At 73.4% G+C, this 20,586-nt stretch carries 15 protein-coding genes; 5 read left to right on the forward strand and 10 right to left on the reverse strand.

The window, feature by feature from the left end:
• Window positions 1-74: 74 nt before the first annotated feature.
• Both AB0I72_RS06550 and AB0I72_RS06555 read right to left on the reverse strand, forming a co-directional pair.
• Entirely contained in the window at window positions 75-1,493 is a 1,419-nt protein-coding gene (locus AB0I72_RS06550) for an amino acid carrier protein (protein ID WP_358563677.1), read from the reverse strand.
• Window positions 1,494-1,687: 194 nt separating this feature from the next.
• A complete protein-coding gene (locus AB0I72_RS06555; RefSeq protein WP_358563679.1) occupies window positions 1,688-1,942 on the reverse strand; it encodes a DUF6457 domain-containing protein in 255 nt (84 codons plus the stop codon).
• 215 nt (window positions 1,943-2,157) lie between these two features.
• On the opposite strand from AB0I72_RS06555, the gene AB0I72_RS06560 reads away from it, so the two are divergent.
• Window positions 2,158-3,408, forward strand: coding sequence for a glycosyltransferase family 1 protein (locus AB0I72_RS06560; RefSeq protein WP_358563681.1), 1,251 nt, complete (start codon window positions 2,158-2,160; stop codon window positions 3,406-3,408).
• A 139-nt stretch (window positions 3,409-3,547) separates the two neighbouring features.
• Here AB0I72_RS06560 and AB0I72_RS06565 read toward each other — a convergent pair whose 3' ends face one another.
• On the reverse strand, window positions 3,548-4,876 hold the full coding sequence (locus AB0I72_RS06565; RefSeq protein WP_358563683.1) for a pyridoxal phosphate-dependent aminotransferase: 1,329 nt from the start codon (window positions 4,874-4,876) through the stop codon (window positions 3,548-3,550).
• Between the two features lie 132 nt (window positions 4,877-5,008).
• Between AB0I72_RS06565 and AB0I72_RS06570 the strand changes: the two genes are divergently transcribed.
• Window positions 5,009-5,971, forward strand: coding sequence for a LysR family transcriptional regulator (locus tag AB0I72_RS06570; RefSeq protein WP_358563685.1), 963 nt, complete (start codon window positions 5,009-5,011; stop codon window positions 5,969-5,971).
• 54 nt (window positions 5,972-6,025) lie between these two features.
• Here the strand turns inward: AB0I72_RS06570 and AB0I72_RS06575 are convergent, their stop codons facing one another.
• The 3 genes from AB0I72_RS06575 to AB0I72_RS06585 all read right to left on the reverse strand — a co-directional run bounded on the left by AB0I72_RS06575 (window position 6,026) and on the right by AB0I72_RS06585 (window position 8,589).
• Complete coding sequence (locus AB0I72_RS06575) at window positions 6,026-6,355, reverse strand: hypothetical protein (protein WP_358563687.1); 330 nt, start codon at window positions 6,353-6,355, stop codon at window positions 6,026-6,028.
• A gap of 97 nt (window positions 6,356-6,452) precedes the next feature.
• Window positions 6,453-7,682, reverse strand: a complete 1,230-nt coding sequence (locus AB0I72_RS06580) for a glycosyltransferase (protein WP_358563689.1) — start codon at window positions 7,680-7,682, stop codon at window positions 6,453-6,455.
• Window positions 7,683-7,692: 10 nt separating this feature from the next.
• Entirely contained in the window at window positions 7,693-8,589 is an 897-nt protein-coding gene (locus AB0I72_RS06585; RefSeq protein WP_358563691.1) for a DMT family transporter, read from the reverse strand.
• A 431-nt stretch (window positions 8,590-9,020) separates the two neighbouring features.
• Here AB0I72_RS06585 and AB0I72_RS06590 point away from each other — a divergent pair, with 431 nt between their 5' ends.
• The gene (locus AB0I72_RS06590; protein ID WP_358563693.1) at window positions 9,021-10,616 is read left to right on the forward strand and encodes a beta-N-acetylhexosaminidase; all 1,596 of its coding nucleotides are present in this window, start codon (window positions 9,021-9,023) and stop codon (window positions 10,614-10,616) included.
• 10 nt (window positions 10,617-10,626) lie between these two features.
• Here the strand turns inward: AB0I72_RS06590 and AB0I72_RS06595 are convergent, their stop codons facing one another.
• Window positions 10,627-11,871: an alanine racemase gene (locus AB0I72_RS06595; RefSeq protein WP_358563695.1), complete on the reverse strand. Its 1,245-nt coding sequence runs from the start codon at window positions 11,869-11,871 to the stop codon at window positions 10,627-10,629.
• Window positions 11,872-12,001: 130 nt separating this feature from the next.
• Window positions 12,002-12,988: a glycerophosphodiester phosphodiesterase family protein gene (locus AB0I72_RS06600; protein ID WP_358563697.1), complete on the reverse strand. Its 987-nt coding sequence runs from the start codon at window positions 12,986-12,988 to the stop codon at window positions 12,002-12,004.
• A 258-nt stretch (window positions 12,989-13,246) separates the two neighbouring features.
• Here AB0I72_RS06600 and AB0I72_RS06605 point away from each other — a divergent pair, with 258 nt between their 5' ends.
• Window positions 13,247-14,716 carry a hypothetical protein gene (locus AB0I72_RS06605; RefSeq protein WP_358563699.1) on the forward strand — a complete coding sequence of 490 codons (1,470 nt, stop codon included), beginning with the start codon at window positions 13,247-13,249 and terminating at the stop codon, window positions 14,714-14,716.
• Between the two features lie 590 nt (window positions 14,717-15,306).
• Window positions 15,307-17,106 (forward strand): gamma-glutamyltransferase family protein, encoded by a 1,800-nt coding sequence (locus AB0I72_RS06610; protein ID WP_358563701.1) that lies wholly within the window; start codon window positions 15,307-15,309, stop codon window positions 17,104-17,106.
• 452 nt (window positions 17,107-17,558) lie between these two features.
• Here AB0I72_RS06610 and AB0I72_RS06615 read toward each other — a convergent pair whose 3' ends face one another.
• Both AB0I72_RS06615 and AB0I72_RS06620 read right to left on the reverse strand, forming a co-directional pair.
• A complete protein-coding gene (locus AB0I72_RS06615) occupies window positions 17,559-18,728 on the reverse strand; it encodes a C40 family peptidase (protein ID WP_358563703.1) in 1,170 nt (389 codons plus the stop codon).
• Between the two features lie 164 nt (window positions 18,729-18,892).
• Window positions 18,893-20,563, reverse strand: a complete 1,671-nt coding sequence (locus AB0I72_RS06620; RefSeq protein WP_358563705.1) for a bifunctional 3'-5' exonuclease/DNA polymerase — start codon at window positions 20,561-20,563, stop codon at window positions 18,893-18,895.
• Window positions 20,564-20,586 lie beyond the last annotated feature (23 nt).

A 20,586-nucleotide genomic window follows, 5' to 3' on the forward strand; every position in this document is an offset into this window, starting at 1 on the left:
CTGACGGGCACACACGCAGGGGGACCGCGCCCGGCGCGGTCCCCCTCGTCACGTCCACCCCAGCGGGGTGAGCGCTACTTGCTGACGTCCTCCATGAGGGCGTCCGGGTTCTTCCAGTCCGGGTGGGAGAAGAACTTCCGGGTCTCCGCCACCACGACCGGCGACAGCAGCAGCAGACCGATGAGGTTGGGCAGCGCCATGAGGCCGTTGGCGATGTCGCTGAACAGCCACACCGAGTCCAGCGCGGCGACCGACCCGACGTAGATGACCGCGATGAACACCAGTCGGTACGGGAGGACGAGGCGGCGTCCGCCGAGGAACTCCACGCACCGCTCGCCGTAGTACGCCCAGCCGAGCAGCGTGGTGAAGGCGAACACCGCGACGGCGATCGCCACGACGTAGCTGCCCACCGGGGCCAGCCCCGGGCTGATCATGCCGAGCCCCGTGGTCATGGCGTCGGTGGTCAGCAGCGAGCCGTCGCCGCTGTTCTCGCCCTGCCAGACCCCGGTCGTGATGATGACCAGGCACGTCATCGTGACGACGATGATCGTGTCGATGAACGTCTGGGTCATGGAGACCATCGCCTGGCGGACCGGCTGCCGGGTCTTGGCGGCCGCCGCGGCGATGGCGCCGGTGCCCAGGCCCGACTCGTTGGAGAAGATGCCGCGGGCGAATCCCAGCTGGATGGCCATCATGACGCCCGCTCCGGCGAATCCGCCGGCCGGGGCGGTCCCCGTGAACGCGTCGGTCACCACGAGCGCGAGCGCCGGGCCGATGCTCGCCCAGTTCACGATGAGGATGAGCAGGGCGATGCCGATGTAGGCGATGATCATCAGCGGGACGAGGGCGGAGGCCACGCGGCCGATGCTCCTGATGCCGCCGAGGATGACGGCGCCCGCGAGCACCATCAGGAGCAGGCCCACCATCCACGGTTCGAGCGGCGTGATGTTGGTGATCTGCTGCGAGACGGCGTTGGCCTGGGTGCCGTTGCCGATGCCGAAGGCCGCGACGGCGCCGAACACCGCGAAGGCCACGCCCAGCGTGGTGCCGAGCCCGCCCGGCAGACCGTACTTGAGGTAGTACATCGGGCCGCCGCTCTGCTCGCCCTTGGCGTCGGTGCGGCGGAACATGACGCCGAGCAGCGCCTCGCTGTACTTGGTCGCCATGCCGAAGAAGCCGACGATCCACATCCAGAACAGCGCGCCGGGGCCGCCCAGTCCGATGGCGAGCGCGGCGCCCGCGATGTTGCCGACACCGACGGTGGCGGCCAGCGCGGTGCTCAGGGCCTGGTAGTGGGAGATGTCGCCCTCGACGGACGCGTCCTCCTTACGGCGGACGAAGGCCAGCCACAGGGCGTGGGGCAGCCGGAGGAGCTGGAGCAGCCGCAACCGGACGGTCAGGAAGACGCCGACGCCGAGCAGCAACGGGATGAGGACGTACGGCCCCCAGATGATGCTGCTGACCTGCGCGGCCATGTCGAGGATGTGATCCATGCGGGGATCTCCCTATTCACGATCAGGTACCGGGGGATGGTCGTGTGCCCGCGGTCGGCGGGGCGGCCTTCCCGAGTGAACGGTGCCCACCAGGCCGGGACACCCGGAGAGGTGGTGTCAGGTTTGCAGCGGTTCGTCACGATCGCGTCACGGTCGACCGTCGCAACCGTTGCGGCGACACGGGATCGGCGTCATCAGGCGTCCGCGGCGCCGTCGGCCTGCGCCAGAGCGAGTCTGCTGAGGGCCGCCGCGGCGGCGTCGGGATCCGCTCCCCGTCCCACCGCGATGCCGAGCAGGTACGTGGTGAGCGGCGCCGCGGGGCGCGCCACGGAGTGGGCGGCGTCCCTGGCCAGGTCGAGGACGCGGTCGACGTCCGCCTTCTCGACGGGTCCGTCCCCGGTCAGGTCCAGCTCGGCGCGGACCAGCTCCGCCCATTCCACGAGGGTCACCGAACGACTCCCTAGGGTTGTACTGCGGCTACGGAAGGCGATCCTATCCATCGTCGGGCCACCGGTTGGCCACGCGGTCGCACGACCCGCGTCACCGCGTGCTCGGCGAAACCACCCCTGACCTTCGGCTTCGGTTCCCCGGGGGCCCGATCTCGGTTCACCCCCCGAACCTAGCGTCGGAACCAGACATCCCCCCTGTGTTGGGAGCCTTGCGAATGTCCCCGACCGATGCCCTGAACGGACTGACTCCGGCGGAGCGACCCGCTCGGCCGTTGCGTGTGGCGATCGTGACCGAGTCCTTCCTCCCACAGGTCAACGGCGTGACCAACTCCGTGTGCCGCGTCGCCGACCTCCTCGCCGCCGAGGGCCACCAGGCCGTCATCCTGGCCCCGGGCCACGGGCCGAACTCCTACGCGGGCTTCCCCGTCGTCCGCCTGCCCTCACTGCCCCTGCCCTTCTACCGGGACTTCGCCGTCGGGCTGCCCGCCCGGCGCACGATGACCGCCGCCATCCGCGCCTTCGCCCCCGACGTCGTGCATCTGGCCTCGCCCGCCCTGCTCGGTCTCGCGGCCGTCGAGGCCGCCCGCCGGTGGGCGCTGCCGACCGTGGCCGTGTTCCAGACCGACCTGGCCGGGTTCGCCGGACGGTACGGGCTGCCCGGCGGCGAGGCGGTGTGGCCGCTGCTGCGCCGGGTGCACTCGGCCGTCGACCGCACCCTGGTGCCGTCCACGGCCACCATGGAGTCCCTGGCCGACCACGGGTTCCCGCGACTGGACCTGTGGCAGCGCGGGGTGGACACCGCGCGCTTCTCCCCCGAGCACCGCGACGAGGAGCTGCGTCGCCGGCTGGCGCCCGGGGGCGAGACCATCGTCGGCTACGTCGGGCGCCTGGCCAAGGACAAGCGGGTCGATCTGTTGACCCACGCGGCGAAGCTGCGCGGGGTCAGGCTCGTGGTCGTGGGGGACGGCCCCGAGCGCGCCCGCCTGCGCCGCCGCCTGCCCGACGCGGTCTTCACCGGGCAGCGGACCGGGGACGACCTCTCGCGCCTGTACGCGTCGATGGACGTGTTCGTGCACACGGGCGCCGACGAGACCTTCTGCCAGGCGGTCCAGGAGGCGCTCGCGTCGGGGGTGCCGGCGGTGGCCCCGAACTCCGGGGGCCCCGTGGACCTGGTCCTCCCCGAGCACAACGGCCTGCTGTACGACCCCGACTCCGTGCGCGAGCTGCGGGTGGCGGTGGGGCGCCTGGCGCACAACCGCCAGGTGCGGGAACGGATGGCGGCCGCGGCGCGCCCGTCGGTGGCGCACCGCACCTGGGAGGCGGTGGGCGCCCAGTTGGTCGAGCACTACCGGTCGGTGATCACGCCGAGCCAGGAGCTGGCCCGCCAGGCCGAGGCCCGCCCCGCCGCCGACGCACGGGGGCTCCGGCACGGTCCCCTGTCGCGCACCTTTCCGGGCTCCGCCTGAGGCGCGCCGCCCGGGCCCGGCGGGCGTCGCCGGGAGGGCGGGAGGACCCAGAAGCGGGCCTCCCCCGGAACTCGTCCGGGGGAGGCCGGCGGGACACGGCCGTCTCGCCCCCTTCACGTGACGGGCACGGTCCGGATCCTCAGCAGTACAGGGGCTCGGCGCCGTCCTGGCGTTCGGACACCGTCGGGGCCGGCTCGCTGTCGAGCAGCGACCCGAGCACCTCCTCCAGGCGGTCGAGGTGCGCACGGATCCAGGGCAGGGCCAGCGGGTCCGTGGCGGCGAGCGCGGCGTAGCGGCGCTCCTCGGTGTCGCCGTAGAGCAGGCTGGTGGCGACCCGCATCCGCAGGGCCTCGGTCCCCTCGCCGAACTCGACGGCGGGCAGGACCCCCATGCCGTACCGGTCCAGGAGCAGACCGGTCAGCTCCGGCCCGGTGGTCACGCCGTGCGCGGCGGCCAGCCGTTCGCGGTGCGGTTCGAAGTCCGGGTAGAGGTAGAACGCCGCTCGCGGGGCGGCGACCGCGGCTCCCGCGCGGACGAACGTGTCCGTGACGGCGCGGGCGACGAGGCCGTGCAGGCGGCGGCTGCGGTCGATGTGGTCGACGAGTTCGGCGGGCTCGGTGAAGGCGTGCGCGGCGGCCGCCTGGACGGGCGCGGAGGGGCTCGACCAGATCTCGCTGGCCAGGCCGAGCAGTCCGCCGCGCAGGCGGTGCCCGATCTCGGAGTCGGGCAGGCGCAGGACGCCGATCCGCCAGCCGCCCAGGGCCAGGTTCTTGCTGAGCCCGGTGGAGACGACGGTGCGCTCGGGCGCGAACTCGGCCGGGCTGCGCACCTCGGTCGGCGCCTCGCCGGACGCGGCGGGGTGGACGAGGTCGCGGTAGATCTCGTCGGAGATGACGACGAGGTCGAGTTCGCGGGCCACCTCGGCCAGGCGGCGTACCGTGTCCGGCCCGGCCACGGTGCCGGTGGGGTTGTCCGGCAGGGTGACGATGACGGCGTTGACGGTGCGGCCCTGTTCCCGCGCTCCGGTGACGGCGGCGTGCAGCAGGTCGGGCTGGGGCACACCGCCCTCGCCCGTGGCCGTCGGGACCATGAGCGGCCGCTGGCCGACCAGGCGGCTCTGTGCCGCGTAGCTCACCCAGCTGGGCGCCGCGATGGCCGTGTCCCCGCCGATCTCCAGCAGGAGGCTGTACAGCAGGGGCTTGCTGCCGGGGCCGGCGATGACCAGGCCGGGGTCGGTCGCGAGCCCGCGCCGCGCCCAGTACCCGGCGGCCGCCTCGCGCAGGGCGGCGGTCCCGGCGACCGGTCCGTAGGCGTTGGCGCCGTTGCCGGCGGAGAGTTGGTCCCTCATCACCGGGTGAACCGGGAGCCCGGCCTCACCGAAGCCGAGCGGCAGGACGCTCAGGCCCTGGCGTCGCTTCTCGGCGAGGGCTTCGTTGACGGCGAGGGTCGCGGACACAGTGACGGTCATCGATGACTCATCTCCGGCTCATGTTCTGGCGCTTGACCGCACCATGGGGTCACGGTCTGTCACTGTCCAGCATGCCTGCGTACTTCCATCAGCACAAGCGAGTCTTTTCGATGGTGAGCGTAAGCTGAGCTTATGCTCGATCTTCGACGGCTCCAGCTCCTCCGCGAGTTCAGCGCACGCGGCACGATCGCGGCCACGGCCACCGCGCTGGGCTACACGCCCTCGGCCGTGTCACAGCAACTGGCGACCCTCGAACGGGAGACGGGGGTGGCGCTCCTCGACCGTTCGGCCCGGGGCGCCGAGCTGACCGACGCCGGACGGCTCCTGGTCACCCAGGCCGAGGAGATCCTGGCCCTGGTGGAGGCCACCGAGGCGGTCCTGGCCGAGCAGGCCGACGTCGCGATCGGCGTGGTGACCGTGACGGCGTTCCCGACGGCGGCCGTGGCCTTCGCCCCGCTGCTCGCCCCCGCCCTGCGCGCGCACGAGAACATGCAGCTGGTGCTGCGGCAGACGACGCAGTCCACGGGCACGCAGAAGGTGCGCTCACGCGAGGTGGACGTCGCCCTGGTCGACGACTGGACCGGACAGCACCCCGGACGCGGGCCGGAGAGCGGACTGCGCCACGTCCACCTGCTGCGCGACCCGCTGGTGCTGGCGGTGCCCGAGGGCCACCGGTTGACGGATCCGGACGAACCCCTGGAGCTGGAGCGCCTGCTCGGCGAGTCGTGGATCGTGGCCCCCGCGGGGGAGCGGTCGCGGTACGGCACGGACCGGCTGCTGGCGGAGGTGGGCGGCCTGCCGGGCGCGGCCTGGGAGTTCGAGGGGCTGGGGACCATCCTGAGCCTGGTCTCCCGTGGCGTCGGCATCGCGGCCGTCCCCGCGCTGGCCATGGTGGGGGCCCCGGCCGGTCTGGTCTACCGGCGCCTGCCCGACTCGGCGCCCGTGCGGCACGTGTACGCGGTCCTGCGTCCGGCGACGCTGCGGCGCCCGGCCGTACAGGTCACTCTGGCGGCGCTGCGGGACGCGGCGGCCGAGGTCGGGGAGCACCTGTCACGGACGGGCCCGACCGTTCGCGAGTCCGCGCGGGACGCGTGACCCCGGGCACGGAACGTGCGTGCGGGCCCCGCCCCCGTGCGGGGCGGAGCACGGTCAGCCGCCCCACCGCCGGCGGCGCGTCCGACTGATGCGCCGCCGCAGCCTCCGGCAGACGTGGAGGGCGCGGTCGCGGTCGTCCCGGGCGTGCCACCAGCGCGCGTAGGCCTCGAGTCTCCTCCTGCGCAGGGCTTCGAGTTCGGCCTCCATCCGCACCACCCGGTGCTCCAGGTCGATGCGTTCTCGCTCGAACTCGGACATGTCGCGCTCGTGGGTGTGGGCCTCCCGTTCAGCCCTGATCAGCCGATCGGTGAGGCCCTCCGTCGCGTTGCCGACGCGAACGAGTCGGCCGACCCCGACTCGTCCGCTGATGCCCTCGAACCACACATCGTCAGGTATTTCCTGATGAGACCCGAGTTCACGAGCCACCGCGCAAAGAATGCGGAAAGTGACATAACGGACATCAACCGTTGACGTCCGCGGATCAGGCGGCCACCACCCGCTCCACGCGCACCGGCGTGGGCGCGGTCGCGCCGAGGCTCGCGTAGACGGACTCGAAACGCTCCAGGGACCGGCGGTGGTCGTGCCGCAGCGCCATCTCCCGGCTCGCCCCACCCATCGCACGGCGTCGGCCGTCGGGCCCCAGGACCGTCCGCAGACGGTCGGCCAGCACGTCCACGTCGCCCGGAGGGAAGAGGAACCCGTTGCGGCCCTCCTCGACCAGGTGCGGCAGGGCCATCGCGTCGGCCGCCAGGACCGGCAGCCCGCTGGACATCGCCTCCAGCGTCGCGATGCTCTGGAGCTCGGCCACGCCGGCGATCGCGAAGACGTCCCCGGTGGCGTAGACCAGCGGCAGGTCCTCGTCCGGGACGAAACCGAGGAAACGCACGCGGTCGGCGATCCCGAGTTCGGCCGCGAGCGCGCGCAGCTCCAGCTCACGCTGGCCGGTGCCCGCCAGGACCAACTGCGCGTCGCGCTCCGGCACCACGCGCGCCAGGGCGCGGACGGTGTCGTCGACGCGCTTCTCCACGTCGAGCCGCCCCACGAAGACGACCGTGTCGCGGTCGGGCAGGCCGAACCGGGCGCGCGCGGCCGCCCTGTCCTCGTCACGGGGGTGGAAGCGCTCCAGGTCGATCCCGCAGGAGATGGCCTCCACCGCCCGGGCGAAGCCCTTCTCCCGCAGCAGCCGGGCCGCCCGCGGCGTCGGCGTGGTCACGTGGTCGGCGGCGGACGCCACGCGCACCATGTCGCGCCAGGCGATCGAACCGGCCACCGTGTGCACACCCTGCGGCAGGTGGGCGTGGGCGTACAGGTTGTCCGGCATGAAGTGGTTGGTGAGCACCACCGGCACACCCGCCGCGCGGCCCCTGCGGAGCGCGGTCCGGCTGACCGGGAAGTGGCTCTGCACGTGGACGACGTCCGGATCCAGGCGCGCCACGAGCCGCGCCGTGTGCCCGCCGATGCCCAGCGGGACCGCCATGCGCATCGACTCCTGGAGCGGGATGGGGGACGACCGCAGCCGGTGCTCGGTCACTCCGCCGTTGACGGTCACGTACGGGTCCCCGTGGTCGGAGGGGCAGATCACGTGGACGCGGTGTCCGCGCCCCGCCAGCCCCTCGGCCAACCGGTGGGTGAAGTACCCGGCGCCGTTGACGTCGGGCGGGTACGTGTCCGTGGCGATGAGCACGCGCAGCACACGGTCGGTCTTGGCCATGGGATCTCCTTCAACGGGTACGGGTACGGGCGTCGGACGGCGCCGGGCCCCCGGCCTCCCGGGCCTCGGGGTTGCGGTGCCGGGTCCGGGCCAGGGCGATGGTTCCGGCGATCGCCAGGGCGGCGAAGGCCGCGGCCGCGGCCTGGGCGGCGGTGGTCTCGGGGACCCCCTCCCCCAGCAGGAAGGCGCCGATCCCCACGCCGACGACGGGGTCGGTGATGAGGAGCGTCGCGTAGGCCGCCGCGAAGTGGCCGGTCCGGTAGGCGTTCTGCATGAGCAGGGCGCCGAAGACCGCCGTGAGCACGGCGAGCGGGGTCAGCCAGCCGAACAGGTTCGTCCAGTCGTCGACGGTGTTGGCGGCGATCACGCGGGCCAACCCGGACGTGGTGCCCATGGCCGCTCCGCCCGCCAGGGCCAGGAGCAGGGCACGCGCACCGCTGGGCGTCCAGTGCGCGGTGAGGTACACGGCCAGGCCGAGACCGAGGGTGGCGCCCGCCAGCGCCAGCGCCGTCCCCACCCGCATGACGGGCGTCTCGGTGCCGTGCGGGAACAGCCACAGGAGGCCGACCAGGCCGACCATGACGGCCACCCCGGCGGTGACCTGCCAGGCACTGACCCTCTGGTGGTTGAACAGGGCCGACAGGACGATGGCGAAGAGCAGGCCGGTGACCCCGATCGGCTGGATGATGGTGAGCGGGGCGCCGCTGAGCGCCACGAGGTGCAGGGAGGCGCCGAGGATCGCCGCACCGCTGCCGACCAGCCACCGGGGCTGGCGCAGCAGGTGGAGGAGGAACCCGGCCCTGGCGACCTTCTCCCCCGGTGCCCGGACGGCGTCGCGCTCCTGGAGCGCCGAGCCGAGTGCCAGGGTGAAGGCCCCCGCCACGGCGATGAGGACGGACCACACCATCACCACCACCGCCGGGTGGCTGACGCCGAGGCTCCGTGCCGTGACCGCATCGCCGCATCCCCTGACACTCGGTCCCGTCCCTTCGCCGGCTCCGGATGTGGCTCTCACGCTACGGACGGGCGGCCGGCGTTGGCGATACCGACAGCCCCCGTCCGGCGGTGGTGCTCGCCCCACCCCGGATCAGGGGTCCCGCATCACCTCCCGCGCCCGCCACCGACGCTCCGAGCCAGGTCGGGGCACCTGTTCCTACCTGTGCCGCGCGACGGGGAGCCCTAAGGGATCGGACCGGTCAAGACTGCGTATCGGGTGTCCAGGACACGGCCGCGAACCGGGCGCGCCGCGTCGTCGCTCCGTCGGACCGGGGTGCGTCCCGAGGCCCGCTCATGGCAGGATGTCCGGTATTGGTCTAGACCGGATAGGAGCACCTGCCCGTGCCTGACACTTCCTCCCCCCGCCTCGACGACCGGCCACTCGTCCCCCGTCCCGACCAGGCGGACCCGGGTGACTCCGGCGGATTCACACTCACCACGGCCACCAGGGTGTCCGCCGACCCCGAGGCCCGGGGAACACGCGCGTGGCTCCAGCGTGAACTCGGCGCGTCCACTGGCCTCCCCCTGCAGGCCGGAGACGAGGACGACGCGCGGATCCGACTCAGCGTGGACCCGGGAGCGGGGCTCGGCCCGGAGGGCTACCGGTTGATCGTGGACGAGGAGGGCGCCATCGTCGTCGGCCACGACGCGGCCGGGGTGTTCTACGGCGCCCAGACCCTGCGCCAGCTGCTGCCCGCCGAGGCCTACCGCGCCGCACCGCTGGACGGGGTCGCGTGGACCCTGCCCGCCGTGCGCGTCACCGACGCGCCGCGGTTCCGGTGGCGCGGCGTGATGCTGGACGTGGCGCGGCACTTCGTGCCCAAGCGCGAGGTCCTGAGGTTCGTCGACCTGCTGGCCATGCACAAGCTCAACGTCCTCCACCTGCACCTGACCGACGACCAGGGGTGGCGGATCGAGATCCGGCGGTACCCGAGGCTGACCGAGGCCGGGTCCTGGCGTACCGAGAGCCAGGTCGGGGCGGGCGAGCCGCCGGTGTTCGACGGGCGTCCCCACGGCGGGTTCTACACCCAGGACGACATCCGCGAGATCGTCGCCCACGCGGCGGCCCGCCACATCACGGTCGTCCCGGAGATCGACGTCCCCGGACACTCCCAGGCCGCCATCCACGCCTACCCCGAGCTGGGCGAGAGCGGGGCGATCCCGGTCGGGACCCGGTGGGGGATCTTCGACGAGGTCCTGGGCGTCACCGACGGCGTGCTGGAGTTCTACGAGAACGTGTTCGACGAGCTGCTGGAACTCTTCCCCAGCACCTACGTGCACGTGGGCGGCGACGAGTGCCCCAAGACGCAGTGGAAGGGGAGCGAGTCCGCCCAGCGCCGGATCCGCGAGGAGGGGCTGGCCGACGAGGACGAGCTCCAGAGCTGGTTCATCCGGCGGCTCGACGAGCACCTGACCCGGCGGGGGCGCAGGCTGGTCGGGTGGGACGAGATCCTGGAAGGGGGGCTCGCCCCGGGCGCGACGGTGATGTCCTGGCGCGGCCAGGAGGGCGGCGTGGCCGCGGCCCGCGCCGGGCACGACGTGGTCATGGCCCCGACCGCCACGTCCTACCTCGACTACAAGCAGTCGGACTCCCCCGACGAACCGGTCCCGGTGGGCACGCTGCTGCGCGCCGAGGACGTCTACACGGCCGAGCCCGTGCCCGAGGGGCTCACCGAGGACGAGGCGCGCCACGTGCTGGGCGCCCAGGTCAACGTGTGGACCGAGCACATCGACACGCCCCGCGGGCTGGACTACATGGTGTTCCCGCGCGCGAGCGCCTTCGCCGAGCAGGTGTGGTCGTCCGGGGAGCGCGACTACGCCGAGTTCGAGCCGCGGCTGCGGCGGCACCTGGAGCGGCTGGAGGCGGCCGGGGTGGAGTACCGGCCGTTGGAGGGGCCGCGCCCGTGGCAGACGCGGCCCGGCGTCCGGGGCTGGTGAGGCGCGACGGTCAGAAGTAGGTGGCGACGACGTCCACGACCGTGTCCCGGTCGTCCACGACGGGGATCACCTGCCAGCGGTCGAAGGCCGTGCACGGGTGGGAGATCCCGAAGGAGACCAGGTCGCCCGGTCGCACGTCCAGCTCGGGCGGGACCCGCAGGTAGGCGTGGTGGTCGTTGAGGCCGGTGACCTCGACGCCCGTGGCCCGCACGGTCGTGCCGTCGGCGCGCCGCAGCGCACGGGGGACCGGGAAGCCCTGGTCGTGGTTGGCCTCGCGGCGGCCCAGGGCGGCGATGGCCCGTCCCTCCTCCGGTGCGGAGACGACCTGCGCCCACAGCTCCAGCGCGCCCTCCAGGGAGTCGGGGCCCTCGGGGAGGCGGCGGTAGGGGGTGGTGCGCCGGTAGAGGCCGTCGTCGTGGGCGACGTAGGCGCCGCTGCGCAGGATCGGCAGGACGTCCTCGCGGCCGCCGATCTCCTCGGCGACCAGGTCGAACCACGCGCTGCCGCCCACCGTCAGCACCGGCCGCTCCAGGCCGTGCTCGGCGGCGAGGGCGGCCGCGTCGCCGCTCAGGTCGCGCAGGAACGCGCGCACGGCGTCGGCGTCGTCCCCCAGGGGCCCCTCGTAGCCCGCCACACCGGCGAGGTCCAGGCCGGGGGCGGCGGCGACGGCGCGGGCCACGGCGAGCAGGTCCTCGCGGGTCCGGCAGCCGGTGCGTCCGCCGGGGACGCCGCGCTCGACCAGCACGCGCAGGGGGCGACCGGTCGGGCGGTCGGCGAGGGCCTCCGCGGCGGCGGTCACGCCCTCGGCGGAGTCGGCGTAGAACAGGAGGTCGAAGTCGGGGTCGCGGTCGAGTTCGTCGGCGACCCAGCGCAGCACCCGCCGGTCGAGGAGTTCGTTGGCGAGGATGATCCGGCGGACCCCGAACCGGCGGTAGTCCAGGACCTGGTTGGCGGTGGCGGCGGTGATGCCCCAGGCGCCCGCGTCCAGCTGGCGCTGGATCAGCGCCGGCGCCATGGACGTCTTGCCGTGCGGGGCCAGCGGGAGGCCGTGCCGCTCGGAGAACGCGGCGAGCGCGGCGATGTTGCGGTCCAGCGCGGAGGAGCGCAGGACCATGAGCGGCCAGGTGAACGGTCCGGTGAAGAGGTCGAACCGCCGGGCGGCGAACTCCTCCAGGGTGACGGGGTCGCCCGTCCACCACAGCCCCTTGGTCCGCCAGTCGATGTGCTCACGGGGAATGTCGAGCCGGTCGGTCACGGTCGGTCCACGCCTCCTGCGCGCTGGGCCCCGCCCCGGAACGCGACCCAGGGGGCCGTGACCGGGGCGGGGCCGGGTGTCGGTCGGTCCGATCCTCCCACCGGCGTCCGCGCGCGCGGACGGGCGGGTGTCAGCCTCCGGTGACGATCGGGAACCCGGGCGGCGTGATCGTCGTGCGCTCGCGGCGCTCGCGGCGCTCGCGGCGCTCGTATTCGTCGATGGCCTCGCGGCCGACCTCCGGGAAGTCGGTGATGAAGCCGTCGACGCCCAGCTCCAGCGTGGCGTCCATGACGGCGCGGTCGTTGATCGTGTACGGCATGATCTCCAATCCGGCGTCGTGGACGCGCTCCACGTAGTCGGCGTCGATGCGCCGGTGGTTGGGGTTGATCATGTGGGCCCAGTCGTACTCGGCGATCCGGTCCTCGGGGACCACGCCCAGCAGACCGTGCGGCACCGAGGGCAGCAGGTCCTTGGACTCGCGGACGGACCCCCAGTCGAAGCTCTGGACGACCAGGCGGCGGGGACGCCAGGGCGGCGTGCGCCGGAACCAGTGGCCGCGGCGGGCGGCCAGCTCGTCGGCGACCGCGCGCTCCAGACCGGGGTAGAGCGCGGGCTCCTTGAGTTCGAGCAGGAGGTTGAGGCCGTGCTCCTCCATGCGGTCGAGCGCCTCGCCCAGCGTGGGGACGGGCTCGCCCGCGAACTCGGCGTCGTACCAGGACCCGGCGTCGAGCCCGCGGATCTCCTCCATGGTGAAGTCCGCGACCCGGTAGGGCGCGCGGTCGGGGAAGACGTCCTCGACGTCGGTGGTCCGCTCCAGGGTCGTGTCGTGCAGGATCACGGGTTCGCCGTCCGCGGTCAGCTGGACGTCGACCTCGACGGTCACGGCGCCCAGTTCGTGGGCGCGGTCGATGGCGGCGAGGGTGTTCTCCGGTGCGTGCCCCGACGCGCCGCGGTGGGCGACGGCGATCAGCGGGCGCTCGAAGACGGGGTGTTGGACGGCGACGGGTTCGGCGGTGCGGAACCCCGTGGCGTCGGGGGCGGGCGCCCCGACCGAGACTCCGGCGCCGGCGGTGACGAGAAGTGAAGCGGCTCCGACGACGATTCCGATGCGGCGCACCGGACCTCCCAAGTTCGCGTGGACTGGCCGATTGCTTCCTCAGAGTGAGTGCGAATGGTAACCGTCCGGTGACCGTGCGCGGAGCGTCGGGTAATGGGCGACCCATCATCTGGTGCAAGGCAGGTCACACCCTTCCCGCGCTTTCACCCAAAGAAGCGCATGAATTACGTCATGTGCCGGTTTTGACTGGAGAGCCCCCTGTGAATCACATAGAGTCCTGAAACCATCACTAGCAGTAGTCGATGGGAAGGAACGACGATGCGCAAGCACCACACGAGGTGGGTCGCGCTCCTGGGCGCCGCCACGCTCTCGACCACCGGGCTGACAGGCCTCGCGGGGCCGGCGGTGGCGGCGGACGACAAGGACCCGCGGGTGATGAACTGGCCGATGGTCGAACAGGCGGTCTCCTCGTACAAGCTCGACGGGTTCGAGATCGGATACCTGCCACCCGGGCTGGACAGATTCGGGATCAACGCCTCCTCGCTGTTGGACCGGCGGGGCAACAGCCAGTCGCAGATCTCCTGGGTGCAGGGACCCGACCAGCTCTACGGGCGGGTGATGGTCCTGCGCTCGGAGCAGGTCCAGAAGCTGGAGGACCTGCGGGAACTGCGGTACGCCCACCTGCCCGAACGGGGGCTGGAGCGCGTGGAGGGGTCGGGTGACCTCCAGCGCGAGGCCTACGTCTCCGAGTCGACGGGCGACATGTTCTGGATGGTCGAGCCGGGGGTGGCGGTCGCCACCCACCTGCGGCCCGAGCGCTGGGACGGTGACGAGCTCCGGCGGATGGCCGAGTCGGTGGTCGAGTTGACCGAGACGGACGTCGAGGAGGAGACCGAGGGCGACGCCCAGGAGGGGGACGCCGAGGACGGGGCCGGTGAGGCCGGTGAGGCGAGCGAGACCGGGGAGGCCGAGGGGTCCGAGGAGACCGCCGAGCAGGACACCGAGACGGCCGAGGGCGTGACAGCGGAGGTGCAGGAGTCCGCGGAGAGCGACGAGGCCGCTGAACAGACTTCGGAGAGCGACGCGTTCGAGGTGACCGAGGCGTCGATCGTGGCCGCGCCCGAGGAGGCGGCTGAGGAGGCCGAGGCGGCGGCTGAGGAGGCGGCTGAGGAAGCCGAGGAAGCGGCTGAGGAGGCGGCTGAGGAGGTCGAGGAAGCGGCTGAGGAAGCGGCTGAAGAGGCTGAGGAGAGCGCCGAGCAGGACACCGGGACGGCCGAGGGCGACACCGCCGAGGGGGTGGGCGCCGAGTCCGAACTGCCCGAGGGTGCCGGCGCACGACGCGTCAAGCAGTGCCTGATCGACGAGTTCGTGGTCTTCGAGTACGACGACACCGACCGGGAGGGGACCGGCCGCGCGCCGGGCGAGGGCGTCGAGCAGCCGCTGACCCGCGACCAGCTGACCGGCCGGGAGCGGGACCAGCTGCTCGCCACCGTCTGGTACCACAGCACCGAGGACGAGAAGAACGCGGCGACCGACCACTGCGCCGACAGCCTCGCGGTGGAGCGCTCCGAGGTGGAGTCCGTGCTCACGCAGATCGCTGACCTGATCGCCCAGCTCGTGCGGGAGGCCGAGGAGAACGCGACCGAGGGCATGGACGAGGTGACCGTCACCAGCGAGACGCTCGCGCCCGGCCTCGGCGGGGTGGGTGGCCTCGATCCCATGGACGACGCCGAGTGGGAGGAGCTGTGGAACTCCCTGCCGTGGGCCTTCGAGATCGAGACCCCTTGACGCGGTCGGCGTGACCCGTGGCGGTGTCCGAGCGACACCACCGCGGGACGTCACCGTGCGAGGCGACCCGTGGGGTGACCGCAGGACGTATCCGGGAACGTGGCCCGTGGATGATCCCGGTGACGTGATCGGGGCGTTCCGTGTGGAACCACGGGACGCGACCGATCGGGGGTGCTGTGTGGGACCGCAGAACGCGACCAAGGGCTGTGACTCGCGGGGCCTGCGGGGAACATGACCGCCCGAGGTGACCTGTGGGATGGCTGCCCGAGGCGCGTGCCCGGTCGCGCGGGGCGCGGGGCGTTCGGCCGGGCAGCACGAAGCGGTCGGGGAGGCGGGGTCCCCCGAATCAATGGTGGCCCGGGGGTGGGGCGTGACGCCAGCCTCGGGCCATCGGCCTGTGGACAACCGGGCACGGTGCGTTCTGGCCTGTGGACAACCTGGCCTGTGGACAACGCTCCGCGGAGCACTCTCGTGGGATACGGTCGCATCGACGGTCAGCCCCGGTGACCACGGCCGCACCGGTGCGGCGCGCGACCCTACCCCCGCGCGTCGCCGCGCCGGATCGCCGTCCCCGACCTCCGAGGAGAGCCATGCCCGGTTTCACCACGCGCCCCCAGCTCCGCGGCGACTTCGGGATGGTCGCCTCCACGCACTGGCTCGCCAGCGCCACCGGCATGTCGGTACTCGAACGCGGCGGCAACGCCTTCGACGCGGCGGTCGCCGCGGGCTTCACCCTCCAGGTCGTCGAACCCCACCTCAACGGCCCCGGCGGCGAGGTCCCGGTGATCTTCCAGGCCGTCGGAGGCTCCCCGCGCGTGCTGTGCGGACAGGGCGTCGCACCCGCGGCCGCCACCGTCGACGCCTTCGCCGGCATGGACCTCATCCCGGGCGACGGGGTGCTGGCCGCCACCGTCCCCGGCTCCTTCGACGCCTGGATGCTGCTCCTCCGCGACCACGGCACCATGAACGTGCGCGACGTCCTCGACCACGCCATCGGCCTGGCCGAGCGCGGCTACCCCGTCCTGGAGCGCATCGGCGAGACCGTCGCCGCCCTCGCCCCGGTCTTCTCCCGGCACTGGCCCGGGTCGGCCGAGGTGTACCTCCCCGGCGGCTCCGCGCCCAGACCCGGCACCCGTCTGCGCAACCCCGCCCTCGCCGCCACCTACCGCCGCGTCGTCACCGAGGCCGAGCGCGCGGGGGCCGACCGGGAGGCCCAGGTCGAGGCGGCCCGACGCGCCTGGTCGCGGGGGTTCGTCGCCGAGGCCGTGGGCGAGTTCCTCTCGACGCCCGTGCCCGACGGCTCCGGCGTGCCCCGCCAGGCCCTGCTCACCGCCCAGGACATGGCCGACTGGAGCGCCGCCTACGAGGAACCGGTGAGCGTCGCGCACGGCGCGCACACCGTGCACAAGACCGGCCCCTGGGGGCAGGGGCCGGTCCTGCTCCAGCAGTTGCGGATCGCCGAGGCGCTGGGCACGGGCCACGACGTGCGGGAGGGGGTCAGCGCCGAGTTCGTGCACCGCGTCACCGAGGCCGCCAAGCTCGCCTTCGCCGACCGCGAGGCCTGGTACGGCGACCCCGACCACGTCGACGTCCCCCTCAAGGAGCTCCTGGGCGCCGACCACACCGCGCGGCTCGCGGGCCTCGTCGACGACGCGCGGGCGAGCCTGACGCCGCGCCCCGGACCGGTCGCGGGACGCACCCCCTTCGAGCCGCCCGTGCACACACCCGGTGCGGTCCCCGCCGACCGCACCACCGGCGAACCCACGGTCGGCTCCACCGGCGCCACGCCCGCCGACCTGCGCGGTGACACCTGCCACGTGGACGTGGTCGACGCGCACGGCAACATGGTCTCGGCGACGCCCAGCGGCGGCTGGCTCTCCAGCTCCCCGGTCATCCCCGCCCTGGGCTTCCCGCTCGGCACCCGGGCGCAGATGTTCTGGCTCGACCCCGCCTCACCCAACGCGCTCGCGCCCCGCAAGCGCCCGCGCACCACCCTGTCCCCCACGCTCGTGACCCGGCAGGACGGGCAGGCGGTCCTGGCGATCGGCACGCCCGGCGGCGACCAGCAGGACCAGTGGACGCTCACCGCCCTGCTGCGGATCCTCCACGGCGTCGACGACCTCCAGGAGGCCCTGGACACCCCGATGTTCCACACGAACGCCTTCCCGAGCTCCTTCCACCCGCGGGAGACCGTCCCGGGCCACCTGATCGTCGAACCGGGCGTCGGCGAGGACGTCATCGCCGAGCTGCTTCGCCGGGGGCACCGGGTCGAGGTGGCCCGCCCCTGGACGCTCGGCCGTCTGGCCGCCGTGGCGCGCGACCCGGACTCGGGCGAGCTGCGTGCCGCCGCCGACGCCCGCGCGTCCCAGGGGTACGCGGCCGGCCGCTGAACGTCACGGGGCGAACCCGGCGAGTGGTGGTCACCGACCGGGTCGACCGCCGGCGGAGTCGACCGCCGCGGGAGGAGTTGAACACGAGGGGAACGTCGCCGAACACCCGGGCGGTTTCCGAACGACGTGTCGTCAGCGCCTGTCCGAAGGGTGATCCCGGCTGGTCGGATCCCCTTGCCAAATCGCCCGGGCACTGCTTATGTAGACCCTGTGCGACGGGACCCCGGTGTCGACCGGTCGTGTGTCCCGTCAGAACTCAATACCACCGAAAACAGGGTGCGTGCGCTGTCTCCCCCTCCCTCAGCGACGGCCCTGTCCCCCTCCTGAACCGAGGCCTGCCTTCCCCTCCCGGCTGGGTTCTTCGGGCAAGGAGAGACGAGCGGGCCGTGGTGCCACCAGCGCGGTGGCACCACGGCCCGCTCTCGTGCTCCGACGAGGAAGGCCGCACGGCGTCAGGTCCGCACGCGCACCACGCCCGCGAACTTCGCCGTCCGCACCTCGGTCACCCGCACGTCCAGACCGGTCCGCGGCGCCTCCAGCATCATGCCGTCGCCCAGGTAGATGGCCACGTGCGAGATGTAGTCGGGCGCGGTCGGGTCCGAGCGCCAGAAGAGCAGGTCGCCGCGCTGGGCGTCCTCGAAGTCGACGCGCTCCCCGGCGTTCCACTGGTCATGCGTGACTCGGGGGATGTCCACCCCCGCCTCGCGGAAGGCCCACTGGAGCAGCCCCGAGCAGTCGAAGCCGCCCTCGGGGGTCTCGCCGCCCCACACGTAGGGCACACCGATCTGGCTCTCCGCGTTGGCGATGACCCGCTCGATGACCGAGGAGGGCACGGTCTCGCCGGGCTCGGCCGGCGCGTCGGCGTCGGCGACCAGTTGGAGGGAGACGTCCTCGCCCAGGGTGTCCGACAGGGCGTCGTACAACGCCCACAGGTCGGCGTCGGGGGCGGACACGAGCAGCGCGTTGCCCTCGGGCATCCCCAGTTCGGCGGCGCGGTCGCGGGAGACGAGGGCGTCGATCCCGGCGATGCCGGAGGTGGCGTGCGTCCACACCTCCAGGTCCACCCGGCCGCGGCCGCCCGCGACGCCGACCTCGCTGCCCAGCTCGAGGTCGCGCTCGGTGCCGACCGCGTTCGACAGCGCGATGCGGCCCTCGGCGACGCCCTGCCAGATCTCGTCCGACTCCGCCGACGGGGCGGGGGCGTGGTTGCGGAAGGTCGAGGGGTTGACGCCGAGCACGGAGGTGGGTTCTCCGTCGATCCCGACGCGCGCGGCGTCCACCGTCACGACGTGTTCGACGCCCTCGATGTCGCGGACCGCCCTGACCACCTCGCGGGGCAGGCTCTCGCGGGCCACGGCGAAGTACTCGACGCTGCGCGCCTCCCGGAAGGGGGCGACGCGGGCGTCACGTCCCAGCGCGTCGGCGTCGGCGACGTCGGGTGCGGGGGTGCTGTCGCTCGGGTCGACGCCACTGGGGCTCTGGTCGCCGCTGGCGAACTGGTCGGTGACGGGCGGCCGGTCCTCCACGACCGGCTCCGCCCACGCGGGGGCCGCCCCGAGGGCGGTGAAGGCGACCGCGAACGCGGCCGTGGTTCCCGCACATGATCTGAAACGGCTCCGCACGGGGGGATCTCACCCTTTCCGATGTACCGCCGGAAGGGGCTGGGGCACCCCTGGGCAGCGGGCTGACGATACGTCCGCGTCCAAGAATGGGCGTAGCGGGGCAAGTTTGCAAGAAGTCCACGCCGTCCGGTAGCGGACAGGCAACGCCGCGTGTCCCGTTTCCGTCAGTGTCGTGCGTAGTCGTCCGTGACGACCGTGTCCAGGGGGAATCGGACCGGAGTGTCCCCGAACAGGGTGATCCGGGTGCGGGTCTCCGCGTCGGCGAGGGCCTGGAGGGTCTCCTCCGCCATGGAGCGGGGGACGTGGAGGACGACCTCGTCGTGCACGAAGAAGACGATCCCTGCGCCCTCCGGCAGGGACGGCAGGCGTTGCCGCAGCGCCGCCAGCAGGACGAGCGCCCACTCCGCCGCCGTGGCCTGCACGACGAAGTTGCGGGTGAAACGGCCGTGGGCGCGACGGCGGCGGTCGCCGCCGGGAGCGGACACGACGGACGACCACGACGGCGGCGCGGGCGAGGTGCGCCCCAGCCACGAACGGACGGTCCCGCCGTTCTCACCGGTGCGGGCCGCCTGGTCCACGTACTCCAGGGCCCGGGGGTAGAGGCGGCGCATGGTGCTCAGCAGCGGCGCGGCGTCGCCGGAGGTCTGGCCGTACATGGCCGCGAGCATGCCGATCTTGGCGCGTTCGCGGACCCCGCCGACCTGGTCGGCCAGCCGGGCGTACAGGTCGTCCTCCGCCGCCGCGGCAGCCAGGGCGTCGTCCCCGGACACGGCCGCCAGGACACGGGGTTCGAGCTGACCGGCGTCGGCGCGCACGAGCACCCACCCCGGATCGGCCCGCACCGCCCCGCGCACGGCCTTGGGGATCTGGAGGGCGCCGCCGCCACGGGTGGCCCACCGGCCGGAGACGACGCCGCCGACCACGTAGTCGGGGTGGAAGCGGCCGAGCCGTTCGCCGTGCGGGCCGGGGCGCTCGCGCACCCAGGTGTCCAGCCAGGCCCACCCGTTGGCGGAGTGCAGACGGGAGAGCTCCTTGTAACGGAGGAGCAGGGGGACCACCGGATGGTCGACGCGTTCCAGCACCCAGGAGCGGGTCGACTCGACGGGGTGGCCGATCCACGCCATCGCCCGGAGCACCTGGGTGGGCGAGTCCGGGTTGACCTCGCGGCCGACGGCGTCGTTGATGCGGGCGGCCAGCTCGGCGAGGACGCGGGGCCGCTGCCCGGCCGGGGGCCGGGGGCCGAGCAGCTCGGTGAGGATCGCGTCGTGGACGTCGGGCCGCCAGGGCAGTCCGTCGTGGCTCATCTCCGCCGCGGCCAGACCGCCCGCCGACTCCACCGCGGTCAGCAGCCGCATCCGAGGCGGATCCGGCAGTTCGGCGGTGCGGCGCCGCTGGTCCTGGTGGACCTCGACCAGGGCGGCCAGGCGGTCGGTGCCCGGGGGCAGGGTCGAGCGGTCGGCCTCGAACAGGGCGGGCTGGGCGGTGGTGCCCTCCCCCAACGGGCGCACCGGGTCGTCGGGGACGGGGCGGCCGTGCAGCCGGGCCCAGGCGGCGCCCAGGGAGTGCGCCTCGTCGTGGCGCCCGTGGTACCCGAGGAGGAGCGCCTCGGTCAGCGCGACGTCGTGGCAGCGCGCCACGCGCACCCCGGCGCCGACCAGGTCGGGGTAGACGTCCTCACTCGCGGACCACACCCAGCGCGGTGGTTCGGGGCGGGCGTGCTCGGCGCCGCGGACGGCGTCGGCGAGGTCGGTGACACGGCGGACCGGACCGGAGGTGTCCCCCAGCTCCTGGAGCCAACCGCCGCCCTCGCCGTCGGCGACCAAAGCTATCCGCATACGTCCAGTGTGGCCCGCGATAC

Source organism: Nocardiopsis sp. NPDC049922 (assembly GCF_040660275.1).
In the GTDB taxonomy this organism is placed as follows: domain Bacteria; phylum Actinomycetota; class Actinomycetes; order Streptosporangiales; family Streptosporangiaceae; genus Nocardiopsis.